This window comes from Klebsiella sp. P1CD1, assembly GCF_003790505.1.
In the GTDB taxonomy this organism is placed as follows: Bacteria; Pseudomonadota; Gammaproteobacteria; order Enterobacterales; family Enterobacteriaceae; genus Klebsiella; species Klebsiella variicola.
Genome location: NZ_CP033631.1, coordinates 4,526,371 through 4,538,196 on the forward strand (window position 1 = coordinate 4,526,371; position 11,826 = coordinate 4,538,196).

12 protein-coding genes are annotated in these 11,826 nt (G+C 58.1%); 4 read left to right on the forward strand and 8 right to left on the reverse strand.

Annotated features, from left to right (window positions below; all coding sequences use genetic code 11):
• Positions 1 to 91: 91 nt before the first annotated feature.
• From phoA to DTA24_RS22490, 4 genes are all read right to left on the reverse strand, one after another.
• Positions 92 to 1,522 carry an alkaline phosphatase gene (phoA, locus tag DTA24_RS22475; protein WP_012542718.1) on the reverse strand — a complete coding sequence of 477 codons (1,431 nt, stop codon included), beginning with the start codon at positions 1,520 to 1,522 and terminating at the stop codon, positions 92 to 94.
• Between the two features lie 90 nt (positions 1,523 to 1,612).
• On the reverse strand, positions 1,613 to 1,873 hold the full coding sequence (gene iraP, locus DTA24_RS22480; protein ID WP_008805343.1) for an anti-adapter protein IraP: 261 nt from the start codon (positions 1,871 to 1,873) through the stop codon (positions 1,613 to 1,615).
• A 300-nt stretch (positions 1,874 to 2,173) separates the two neighbouring features.
• Complete coding sequence (locus tag DTA24_RS22485) at positions 2,174 to 3,373, reverse strand: multidrug efflux MFS transporter (RefSeq protein WP_008805342.1); 1,200 nt, start codon at positions 3,371 to 3,373, stop codon at positions 2,174 to 2,176.
• Between the two features lie 169 nt (positions 3,374 to 3,542).
• On the reverse strand, positions 3,543 to 4,226 hold the full coding sequence (locus DTA24_RS22490) for an extensin family protein (protein WP_123837070.1): 684 nt from the start codon (positions 4,224 to 4,226) through the stop codon (positions 3,543 to 3,545).
• Positions 4,227 to 4,325: 99 nt separating this feature from the next.
• Between DTA24_RS22490 and ddlA the strand changes: the two genes are divergently transcribed.
• Positions 4,326 to 5,423 carry a D-alanine--D-alanine ligase gene (gene ddlA / locus DTA24_RS22495; protein WP_012542722.1) on the forward strand — a complete coding sequence of 366 codons (1,098 nt, stop codon included), beginning with the start codon at positions 4,326 to 4,328 and terminating at the stop codon, positions 5,421 to 5,423.
• Positions 5,424 to 5,454: 31 nt separating this feature from the next.
• Here the strand turns inward: ddlA and DTA24_RS22500 are convergent, their stop codons facing one another.
• Positions 5,455 to 5,658 (reverse strand): DUF2754 family protein, encoded by a 204-nt coding sequence (locus tag DTA24_RS22500; RefSeq protein WP_012968852.1) that lies wholly within the window; start codon positions 5,656 to 5,658, stop codon positions 5,455 to 5,457.
• A gap of 253 nt (positions 5,659 to 5,911) precedes the next feature.
• On the opposite strand from DTA24_RS22500, the gene DTA24_RS22505 reads away from it, so the two are divergent.
• Entirely contained in the window at positions 5,912 to 6,214 is a 303-nt protein-coding gene (locus tag DTA24_RS22505) for a YaiY family protein (protein ID WP_012542723.1), read from the forward strand.
• On the opposite strand, the gene DTA24_RS22510 is transcribed toward DTA24_RS22505, so the two are convergent.
• From DTA24_RS22510 to DTA24_RS22520, 3 genes are all read right to left on the reverse strand, one after another.
• Positions 6,211 to 7,317: a DUF1615 domain-containing protein gene (locus DTA24_RS22510; RefSeq protein WP_012968854.1), complete on the reverse strand. Its 1,107-nt coding sequence runs from the start codon at positions 7,315 to 7,317 to the stop codon at positions 6,211 to 6,213. The two genes, DTA24_RS22505 and DTA24_RS22510, sit on opposite strands and share 4 nt — an antisense overlap.
• 18 nt (positions 7,318 to 7,335) lie before the next feature.
• The gene (gene sbmA / locus DTA24_RS22515) at positions 7,336 to 8,556 is read right to left on the reverse strand and encodes a peptide antibiotic transporter SbmA (protein WP_008805336.1); all 1,221 of its coding nucleotides are present in this window, start codon (positions 8,554 to 8,556) and stop codon (positions 7,336 to 7,338) included.
• A gap of 117 nt (positions 8,557 to 8,673) precedes the next feature.
• On the reverse strand, positions 8,674 to 9,186 hold the full coding sequence (locus DTA24_RS22520; RefSeq protein ID WP_162493340.1) for an isochorismatase family protein: 513 nt from the start codon (positions 9,184 to 9,186) through the stop codon (positions 8,674 to 8,676).
• A 219-nt stretch (positions 9,187 to 9,405) separates the two neighbouring features.
• On the opposite strand from DTA24_RS22520, the gene ampH reads away from it, so the two are divergent.
• Both ampH and hemB read left to right on the forward strand, forming a co-directional pair.
• Positions 9,406 to 10,566 (forward strand): D-alanyl-D-alanine-carboxypeptidase/endopeptidase AmpH, encoded by a 1,161-nt coding sequence (gene ampH, locus DTA24_RS22525; RefSeq protein ID WP_008805334.1) that lies wholly within the window; start codon positions 9,406 to 9,408, stop codon positions 10,564 to 10,566.
• A gap of 105 nt (positions 10,567 to 10,671) precedes the next feature.
• Entirely contained in the window at positions 10,672 to 11,646 is a 975-nt protein-coding gene (gene hemB / locus DTA24_RS22530; protein ID WP_002890201.1) for a porphobilinogen synthase, read from the forward strand.
• The last annotated feature ends 180 nt before the right edge of the window (positions 11,647 to 11,826 follow it).

Genomic DNA, 11,826 nt, shown 5'->3' on the forward strand with positions numbered 1-11,826 from the left:
CGCACCATCCTTCTGTGAGTAGATCGTTGTAAGTCTGGACGCAGATAGAAAAAAAACCAGCCGGTGACGCGATTTCTCCACCGGCAGCGACTTATTTCAGACTCAGGGCGGCTTTCATGGTCGAGAACAGGTCAGTCTGGTCGGTCAGGCCGACGACGTTAGCCGCGTGTGGACCGTAGGCCGCAATACGCAGCTGGGTGCCGGTATGCTCCATCGACTCTTCCTCAGAGTTGCCGTAGCTCATGACCATCACTGCGCCATCGTGGGTATTCAGAGCCTGGGTCAGTCCCGGGGCTTTACTGTCCGCCGGAATGATCTGGCTGGCGTGCGCATGGTCGGCGGTGACGATCACCAGGGTATTGCCGTCTTTTCGCGCAAACTCCAGCGCCTTCTGCACCGCTTCGTCGAGATCTACGGTTTCGCCGATCTGGCCACACGGATTCGCCGCATGATCCTGTTTATCGATGGAAGCGCCTTCCACCTGCAGGAAGAAACCTTTCTCGTTGCGGCTCAGCAGGTCAATCGCTTTCTCCGTCATCTGCGCCAGCGTCGGCACCGAGGCGTCGCGTTTCGGGTTTGGCGTACAGGTCACCGGCGCCTTATCGATATTGCCGTGATAAGACGCCTTCGGCCCTTCCCAGCGAACCGGCATATTGCCATCGGCGAAGAGTCCCAGCAGCGGCTTAGCCTGACTGGCGTCAGTCGCGGCGGCAAGGGAAGCCGCGTCGGTCACAATCTGGTAGCCGCGCGCTTCCGCCTGCTCGCGCAGGGTTTTGCCCTGCCACTCGCCCGCCGTCGCCGTTTCGGCAAAGGTCTTCGCCCCGCCGCCTAAGGTGACATCCGGCCGGGCGTTCAGCAGCTGTTCGGTAATGGAGCCTTTGCCCCCTTTCTCCAGCGCATTGCTGGGGCATTTTTCACTGGTGACCGTGGGGCCGTAACATTTACGCGATGTCACATGCGCCACCAGCGCTGCGGGGGTGGCGTCCTGCAGCTCGGCGGTGGAAACGTTGCCGGTGGCCAGCCCCGCCGCTTTCGCCAGCTCGAGGATGGTCTGATGCGCGTTCTCATGAATATCGACGCCCAGCGCGCCGTTATAGGTCTTGACGCCGGTGGTCCAGGCGGTGGCGGACGCCGCCGAGTCGGTCACGTAGTCCGGTTTCCCGGTTTTTTTATCCAGCGAATAGTGCGTGTACTGCCCGGTTAACGGCAAGGCGTCAATCCCTTTAAAGAAACCGCCTGCCCCTTGCGCATAATTTCGCGCAGCGGTAATTTCCGAATCACCCATGCCATCGCCAATCAGCAAAATAACGTTTTTAGCCGGCTTATTGATTAACGAGGCGCGCAGCGCTTCGGTTTGATCGCCGGTTAAACGACGCGCGCCGCCGGGAGTGGTGATATCTCCCTGCGCAGCGCGATTTTCCAGAACCGGCGCAGCAGTGGTTTCTGCATGAATAACCGGCGAGCCCAGCAGAGGAACCAGGGCAATAAACAGGGCGCTTAATTTCACTTTTGTCATCTCCATGTAAAAAATACTTAAAAAAAACAAAACGAGGGAGACTTTATAAAAGGGAGATGACAGAAAAATGACGGCATCCTTGTCGTGTCACAAAGACTAGCTACGAGGATGCCGCAACAGCTTCTTTAGATATTGCTGCAGCAGCATCGCATCCTGGTCGTTGACCGGCGGACAGGGCGTCACCTGGTCAATCGCCTGTTCTATATCCTGAATCAATGCCTGCTGGGCATCATGCTCCATATGGCGCAATAATGCGGTGACCACGATCTCCAGCGCTTCAACCTGCACCGTCAGTTCCTTTGCTTCTTCTTCCTTTTGCGCCAGTTTAACCAGTAACTCAGCAATGAGATTCTTCATAGCACCAGTTCCTTATGCGAGGCCTGTTTTTGATTGGGATGTCATACCCGATGACGGACCTCAGAATTACTTAAAATAAGAATCATCGCAACACCCAATATACAGCGAAACGTTTTACCACAACAAAATACCACTATAAATAGTATTGTTTAATCATGGCCGGGGATGGTTATAACCAGATGGCGCAGGAAATAATAAAATGGAATAGCGCTCACGGCATGGCGATAACAAAAAGTAATGGTAAATGTACCGACGGTGAATAACGCTGACGGTATCGCGATAAATACCGTCAGCAGAGGTTCAGGCGTTAGCCCGGCGGGTGCGGCGCAGCATCCATGCCAGCTGCCAGAGGTTAATGAAAACGATAATGGCGGTAGCAATAAACACCCAGCGGAAGCCGGCCATCGCCGATACAGAGGCGCCAATCAGCGGCCCGGCGACGTTGCCCAGATACATAAACGACTGGTTATAGCCAAAGATGCGTCCGGTGACGCTGTCGCTACTGTATTTCAGCAATAAGGTCTGCACCGCCGGGAGCATCGCGCCATCAGCAAAGCCGAGCAGGAAACGCAGCGTACCCAATTGCAGCGGGGTGGTGACAAAAGACATGGCGAAAAACATCACCACTGCGCAGCAGAGCGTCGCGAGCAGGATCCGCGAGGTACCGATGCGATCGCCTAACTTACCCAGCCGTGGCGCAGAAATCAGCGCCGACACGCCAGGCACCGCGGCGATCATCCCGGCCAGAAAGGCGATATTGTTGCTGTCCGGCGCCATCGACTTGATAAACAGCGCCAGGATCGGGCCAATTGAGCCGTTGCACAACTGGATCACCAGGGTGGTGAAGAACAGGCTGATCACCAGCCCCGGATAGGGTAAAGAGGCAAGGACTTGTTTTCCGGTGAGGCGCTCGCTTTTACTGACCTGAGGGCGCCCTCCCTCTTTGATCAGAAACAGGGTCACCAGAAAACTGATGGTCAGCAGGATCGCCGTAATAAAAAAGACCATCCGCAGTCCGACGTGGTCCGCCAGGAAGCCGCCCAGCAGCGGGCCGCCGATCACGCCGCTGATTTGCGCGGTTGATAGCGTGCTCAGCGCCCAGCCGCTGCGCTCGCGCGGCACCTGGGAGGCCACCAGCGCCATGGCGTTGGGGATATAACCGGAGGTTAAGCCCATGATCGCCCGCAGGATAAACAGCTGCCAGACGTTAGTGGCGAAGGCCTGCAGTAAAATAGCAATCGCCATCCCCAGCGAGGCACGCAGCAGCATCAGCTTGCGGCCTTTGCGGTCTGCCAGGCTCCCCCACATCGGCGAGACGATCGCCGAGACAAGAAAAGTCACGCTGAAGGTCAGCCCCGACCACATCGACAGCGCTTCATGCGAGGTAACGCCCAGCTGGGAGACGTAGAGGGGCAAAAAAGGGAGAATTTGACTGATCGCCAGGCCGGTAAAAAAGCAACCAAACCAGACGGAGATGAGATTAACCTTCCAGGATTCCATAACTACGCGTATTCATTAATGATTTGCCAATTATTACCTAGCTTAGCAATTTCATTCCACTGGTGTACTACCATAGATGCGCTGGCGGTGAGTTTGGTGTTTTATGAGTGTGGATGAGAACCTGACGAAGCATTTTCTGGTCATTTAGGCTACTCACAGCGCTTTATGCTCAAAAGCAGAAGCCCTGTCCGCGCATCCCCAGATGAAAATGATTGGTGTGAGCCGCATTGTACTCTGGCCCCAGCGCGTTGCCGAAGTAGTGGCAGCTGTTGTTCAACAGCGCCGCCAGCCAGGGATGCGAGGTCTCGCTCCGCCAGCCCTGCAGGACGCTGACGCGTCGGCCGTCCGCCAGGCGGAAACCGCTGACGTCCAGCGCGTCCGCCGTGGCGTGTTCACTGCGCCGCGCCTGTTGCCGATGGTAGATATTGCGGCAGGCGAAGCTGCCGAGATGATCGATCTGGCGCAGATCGCTCGCCATCAGTTGACGGGTCAGCGGTTTCGCCTGCTGCTCGACATACAGCGCACTGCTCAGCGCCAGCGGGCAGCTGGCGAGGAAACTGCTGCTCAGCGTCACGCTGCCAAAATTCGCTACCCGCACCACGTTATGCAGCGGGCAGCTTCCCTCGCTGTCCGCCACCGGCTGGCTGGCGATAAGCCGGCGGCGATTGGCTTCCGCCAGCAGGGAGGCGCACTGGTCTGCCGTCAGCCTGCGCAGCTTGAATGACGTCAACCAGCCCGGGGGATCGTCAAGCGCCAGCGGCGCCAGCGGATTCAGGTGCGGCGGCAGATAGCGGTATCCTAACAGGCCCGCGCCGAGCAGCCCGGCCAGCACCAGCAGCGTCTTTCCTCTCACGCCCACTCCCGTCAATTGATCAGGTAAATATTATGGCAGGCAGGCAGCGGTTTCACATGGTATGTTATGCCCTTTGATGTTATCTGGATGGAAGTTGAAATGGCAAAGATGAGGGTTGGGATCGTTTTTGGCGGCAAGTCGGCGGAGCATGAAGTGTCGCTGCAGTCAGCGAAGAATATCGTGGAAGCGATTGATAAATCGCGCTTCGATGTGGTTCTGTTGGGTATTGATAAACAGGGGCTATGGCACATCAACGACGCCGGCAACTACCTGCTCAATGCTCAGGATCCTGCCCGCATTGCCCTGCGTCCTTCCACGGTGACCCTGGCGCAGATCCCGGGCCGCGAAGCACAGCAGCTGATTAACGCCGACAGCGGCCAGCCGCTGGCGGCTATCGATGTGATTTTCCCCATCGTCCACGGCACGCTGGGCGAGGATGGCTCCCTGCAGGGGATGCTGCGCATGGCGAATCTGCCTTTCGTTGGTTCCGATGTGCTGGGCTCCGCGGCCTGTATGGACAAAGACGTGACCAAACGTCTGCTGCGCGATGCCGGGCTCGCCGTCGCCCCGTTTATCACCCTGACCCGCGCCAACCGCGCGCAGTTCAGCTTTGCCGATGTCGAAGCGAAGCTGGGGCTGCCGCTGTTCGTGAAGCCGGCCAACCAGGGATCATCGGTTGGCGTCAGCAAAGTTAAAAACGAAGAGCAGTACCATCAGGCGGTGGCCCTGGCCTTTGAATTTGATCATAAAGTCGTGGTGGAACAAGGCATTAAAGGGCGGGAAATTGAGTGTGCGGTGCTGGGTAACGACCACCCGCAGGCCAGCACCTGCGGTGAGATTGTCCTCAACAGCGAGTTTTACGCCTACGACACCAAATATATCGATGACCAGGGCGCGCAGGTGGTGGTCCCGGCCGCCATCGCCCCTGAGATCAACGACAAGATCCGCGCGATTGCAGTGCAGGCCTACCAGACCCTGGGCTGCAGCGGCATGGCCCGCGTCGACGTGTTCCTCACCGCCGACAACGAGGTGGTGATCAACGAGATCAACACCCTGCCGGGCTTTACCAACATCAGCATGTATCCGAAGCTGTGGCAGGCCAGCGGCCTCGACTACACCAGCCTGATCACCCGGCTGATTGAGCTGGCGCTGGAGCGCCATGCCGCGGACCGGGCGCTGAAAACCTCCATGAACTAAAACGCGTTTATCGCGCCTGGCAGCAGGGGTCTCAGGCCTCTTCTGCCGGGCGGCGGCGGATCACCAGGCCCGCGGCCCAGAAGCTAATGACCCAGGTGACCAGACCGACGGCGTAGGATTGCCAGCCCTGTGTTTCAAACCCCAGCAGCCCCACCACCCCATTGAGAATAAAAATTAGCCCCAGCGCCACCGCGTAGTAGTGCCAGTCGCGGCGAATTTTATCTGTGAGCTTCATGCGACCTCCAACAGCAAAAAAACGCATCTTCGCATAGCCGCCCGCGGCGGTCTGTAGCGCGGGAGAGAATGTTGCTGGATTGCGACGCCGCTCTCCCTTTTCCATTCCTGTGGCGCGGTTAACACACCGGCGAAAACAGGATTATTCCTGGACGGCAATTACCAGCAATCTGATACTGACAATGGCCCCTCACTGCCAGAATACCTGCCATAGAGCTGGAGAAAAAACCAGCAGTACAGAGGTGGGAGGGCCTATGGCTGAATTCAGTTTTTCAAAATCGCTTTTGGGAAATAAAAAAAGAGGGGCGTTGACCGGCAGCCATGTCGCCTACGGCCTGTTCGTGCTAGTCTGCTGCTGGGCCGGCGCGCAGATGCTCAGCATGCTGATCCACGCTCCGGGGGTATTTGAACGCTTGATGCAAACGCAGGACGCCAGCCGTCCGCAAGTCGACATCAGTCTCGCCGTTGGCACCCTCTTTGGCCTGATCCCTTTCCTGATCGGCTGCTCGTTCATCGGGCTGCTGGCGCTCATTGTGCGCTGGCGTCAGCGCCGTTAACGCCGCGCCATACAATTTGCCCGCCGCTCATCAACCCGTTTTGCAAACCACGCCGTCGTCAGATTACGGGTAATTTTCGGACTCTCAAGCTGGATCCCTGGCAACATCTCCCGCGGCAGAGTCTTGCCCGCCCTTTTCTCGGCGAGGCGGAAAACCTGCTGATAAAGGTCGGTCTTCTCAAACGCCAGGCTGTCGCCCTTTTTCAACTGGCTGTGGATCTCGCTGTCGCTCATTCCCAACTGGCCCGCCAGACGACGCACCGCCAGCTCGGTGCTGCCCGGTTCCTCGCTGTCGTAGCGGATAAGGTCGCCGTCGAGCGCCAGTTTCACCCCGCTGGCTTTCACCACCGCGTTCTGGAAGGCGGCGTTACGGCTGGCATACCAGCCGGCGTTGAAGTCGGCAAAGCGGTACAGCGGCACGCTGTAGCTGGCCGGGTAATTCAACAGATGATAGGTGCCAAACCACAGGCCACCGCGCAGGCTGAAGACCTCCTGGCGCACCGTCCCGTTCATTTTCCACGGGTAGCCGGAGGTGTGCTGCTCGGCAAAGGCAATGCTGACCTGCATCGGCCCCCCGGTGTGCACCGGGTTAAGTGAACCGAACAGCTTCTGCCCCATAGGCACCATCCCGATAAAGTCATCAAAAATGGCGCTCAGCTGCTTTTCCGTCTTCACATTGTCCAGACGGTCGCTATAGCTTTTACCGTTTGGCGAGGTGATCTTCAGCGCGGTATGGACCAGAAACGGCGGAATGTGCATTTTTTCCGCCCGGCGGTCAATTTCCTGCCAGGCGATTTTATTCAACCCCGGCACCACCGGATCGGACTGATAGTTAGACTCCTGCTGCGCGACCGCCAGCACCGAGCAGACATTCTCTTCCGTCGGCGCCAGCTTCTGGCTGTCAAACGCGGTGGCGATGGCTTGCGCCCAGGCCTCCCGATCCTTGACGCTGGCCGGCATTTTCTGCCGCACCACCGACGCCACGTCAACGGGCTTCTCGCCCTTTTTCAGCGTCGGGGCCTGCTGGCTGGTACAGGCGCTCAGCACCATGGCCGCCAACAGCGTCAATGAACCGGGAATAATGCGCGATAAACGTGCGGCCATCATGCTTCCTTGTCTTAATTAACGTAATGTCGGGATCGCTTCCTGCAGCGGCTTGCCGTCCAGCTCGCGTTCAAAACTGCGCAGACGTTTGTAGATGGACATCAGTTCCACCAGCGTCGTCCACGAGCTAATCAGGTACTGGAACGAGCCGCGCACCTGGCCGAAGACGTTGGTAATTTGCGTCATCAGCCCGAGGGTAATCGTACCGGCAACGATCGACGGAAACAGCAGGAAAAGGCCGAAAACGTTATCCACCTGCAGGTAGAGAATGCGGGCGATATTGAAATACATATAGTGGAAATAGAGACGGAAATAGTTGCGACGCACCGCGCTGAACAGCTCGCGCACCGTCGGCGGCGTGGCGCGGGTTTCATCGTCCTCACCGTAGACCAGCTCTTTACGATAGGCGGCTTCCACGCGCTGGTTTTTAAACTCCAGGCCCGGCAGCTTAATCCCCACCACCGCCAGCAGGCCGGTCCCCATCAGCGACCAGACGATAGCGGCAATCACCAGACCATACGGCAAATGGCCGACGATAGGCAGGTCGGGAACGTGTTCGGAGAGCGTCACCAGCACCGGCAGGAAGGCGATCAAGGTCATCACCGCGTTGATAAAGCTTACCCCCATATCTTCCAGGGTGGAGGCAAAGCGCATGGTATCTTCCTGCACACGCTGCGCGGCGCCTTCGATATGGCGCAGATGCTGCCAGTGGGCCATATAGTGTTCGTTCATCGCCGTGCGCCAGCGGAAGACGTAGTGGCTGACGAAGAAGTTGTTCATCACGCCAATGATCACCGCGATGAGCGCGATGCCGAGAAAGATGCCGATCTCATGATAAAACTGGTTGATGCTGACCTTATGCGGGGTGGCCAGCGCGCTCTGGATCAGGTCGTAGAACGGCGCATACCAGGCGTTGATCGCCACCCCGACTTCCACCAGAAACCAGGTGACGAAGATGATGAGCGACGTGCCGAGAATCGACCAGTACTGCCAGCGATGCGGGCAGTAGACAAACCAGAAGAGTGCAAACACGCCGACGCAAAACAGATAGTAAGCGTAGAACACCAGATAGTTGAGCGACCAGAAGCGCGCCGCGCTGATCGCCACATTTTGCGATGCTCCGGTGACCCGCAGCAGCCAGTCGCCGCCGCCCGCCTGCCAAAAGATCACGGCCAGCAGCGACCAGATAAAGGCAGAAATAAAAAACGGCCCCGGTTTGGGGAAAAAAGATTTAAACATCATTGTCTCCTGCTAACTTCTTATCGTTCTGCTATTGCTGTGTACGACGCATACGTCGGCCGCCGCGTGGATGCGCTCTCGCGGGGCAGACGAATGATAAGACCGGATATCAACAGCTTAGTTCTGCTGCCAGGCGTGCAGAATTGTTTCTGTGGGTTTCACCTGTAAAGGATTGCCAGGAACGGTCAGCGTACGCCACACCTCATTGTAGTGGGCGATAAGCGTCGCGGCCTGCGCGGCGGGGCGGTCGGCGGTGGTATGGGCATCTTCCGCGATCACAATACCGTACCCGCGGCTGGCGCCGTTTTTAATGGTGGTGTCGAGGCAGTAGTCGGTGGCGCAGCCGCAGATGACGAACTGCTGAATATCGTGTTCGTCCAGCACCTGCGCCAGCGAGGTGTGGTAGAAGGCGTCGCAGGCGGTTTTGGTGACATACAGCGCGCCAGCTGGCTGTTCCAGCTCGGGAAGCAGGGCGAAGCCTTCGCTGCCGGCTTCGAGGCCGCCGGCCTCATCATGCTGAATGAAAATAACCTTGTCCGCCGCGCGCACCAGACGATTAATTTGCGCGACGCAGCGCTCGCGCGCCAGACGCGGCGTGGCGAACACGCCGTTTTGCATATCCACGACCATTACTACCCGTTGAGCCGTCATTGTTCTCTCCCACGAACTTTCAGCCAAACGGTCATCATACGCGGCAGCGGAAAAAGCCGATATCTGAAAGCGTAAAAAAGTCTTTTTTACGCACCGTTACCTTTTTCCTGCAGGAATGTCGTGAATCCCACTTTGTTCTGCGCCACTTCGTAGTATAAATACCCTCTTCTTTTTTATTTATTTAATGGATGATCTCCGTTGAAACGTAGTTTGCTCATTTTTGCTGCGCTGTGCGCGGCGTCGTGGACCTCGGTGCAGGCCGCACAGCCTACCGTTGACCCGGTTTTCGCCTCGGATGTGGTCGATCGTTACGCCAATCATATCTACTACGGCAGCGGCGCCACCGGCATGGCGCTGGTGGTTATCGATGGCAATCAGCGTGTTTTTCGCAGCTTTGGCGAAACCCGCCCGGGGAATAATCAGCACCCGCAGCTCGACTCGGTGATCCGTATCGCCTCCCTCAGCAAACTGATGACCAGCGAGATGCTGGTGAAGCTGCTCGACCAGGGAGTGGTGAAACTCAACGATCCGCTGAGCAAATACGCCCCGCCGGGTACCCGGGTGCCTGACTGGCAGGGAAAACCAATCACCCTGGTTAACCTCGCAACCCATACCAGCGCCCTGCCGCGCGAGCAGCCTGGCGGCGCCGCTCATCGTCCGGTGTTTGTCTGGCCGACCCGCCAGCAGCGCTGGAACTGGCTCTCTACCGCGACCCTGAAGACCGCGCCGGGCTCACAGGCGGCCTACTCCAACCTGGCCTTTGATTTACTGGCGGACGCGCTCTCCACCGCTGCCGGCAAACCTTATCCGCAGCTGTTTGAAGAACAGATCACCCGGCCGCTGGGGATGAAGGACACCACCTTTACCCCGTCACCGGATCAGTGCCAGCGGCTGATGATCCCGGAAAAAGGCGCCAGCCCATGCAACAACACCCTGGCGGCGATCGGCAGCGGCGGAGTCTACTCGACGCCGGGGGATATGATGCGCTGGATGCAGCAGTTCCTGTCATCCGATTTCTATACCCGCAGCCAGCAGGCCGATCGGATGCAGACGCTGATTTATCAGCGTAACCAACTGACCCGGGTGATTGGTATGGACGTGCCGGGCCGCGCCGACGCGCTGGGACTTGGCTGGGTGTATATGAAGCCGAAGAATGGCCATCCGGGGATTATTCAGAAAACCGGCGGCGGCGGCGGGTTTATCACCTATATGGCGATGAATCCGCAGGCTAACGTCGGCGCCTTTGTGGTGGTAACCCGCTCGCCGTTAACCCGCTTCAACAATATGAGCGATGGCATCAACGACCTGGTCAGCGAGCTGAGCGGCGCGCAGCCCAACATGCAGACGGCCAGCCAGTAAGCTCGCGGGGGTTTCGCCGACACGACATAACGATCGTTTTGGCGAAACATCCCCATGCCATTTCAGTTACACTAACGTCTTTCATTTCACAAAATCAGGCAAACCATGACAGATTTAATCACTCGCCCCCGCCGCCTGCGTCAATCCGCTGCGCTGCGCGCCCTGTTTGAAGAGACAACACTGAGTTTGAACGACCTGGTGTTGCCGATCTTTGTTGAAGAAGAAATTGATGATTACAAAGCGATCGAGGCCATGCCCGGCGTGATGCGCATTCCGGAAAAATATCTGGCACGTGAAATCGAACGCATCGCTAACGCCGGCATTCGCTCGGTGATGACTTTTGGCATTTCTCATCACACCGATGCCACCGGCAGCGATACCTGGAATGAAAATGGCCTGGTGGCGCGTATGTCGCGGATCTGCAAGTCCACGGTGCCGGAGATGATCGTCATGTCCGATACCTGCTTCTGCGAATACACTTCCCACGGTCACTGTGGCGTGCTGTGCGACCACGGGGTGGATAACGACGCGACCCTGGAAAACCTCGGCAAACAGGCCGTTGTCGCTGCCGCCGCGGGGGCGGATTTCATCGCTCCTTCCGCCGCGATGGACGGACAGGTACAGGCGATTCGCCGCTCGCTGGATGCCGCCGGTTTCACTAATACGGCGATTATGTCCTACTCCACCAAGTTCGCTTCCTCCTTCTACGGCCCGTTCCGCGAAGCGGCCGGTACCGCGCTGAAGGGCGATCGGAAAACCTATCAGATGAGCCCGATGAACCGCCGGGAGGCCATTCGCGAGTCGCTGCTCGATGAAGCCCAGGGCGCCGACTGCCTGATGGTGAAACCGGCTGGCGCCTACTTGGATATTCTGCGCGATATCCGCGAACGCAGCGATCTGCCGCTCGGCGCCTATCAGGTCAGCGGGGAGTACGCGATGATCAAATTCGCTGCCCAGGCGGGCGCTATCGATGAAGAGAAAGTGGTTCTGGAAAGCCTCGGCGCTATCAAACGCGCAGGCGCCGACCTGATCTTCAGCTATTTCGCCCTCGATCTGGCCGAGAAAAAAATCCTCCGTTAAACCCGCCCCTCCCCGGTGGCGCTTCGCTTACCGGGGCTACAAATCGGCGCCAACCGTAGCCCGGATAAGGCGCTTACGCCGCTATCCGGGGAACCTCGCTTGCTGCGACCGAAACTTCACCCAACTGTAATCTGAACGACATCTCCACCTTCTACTGTCTGGGCAGGACGGAGGAGGAGC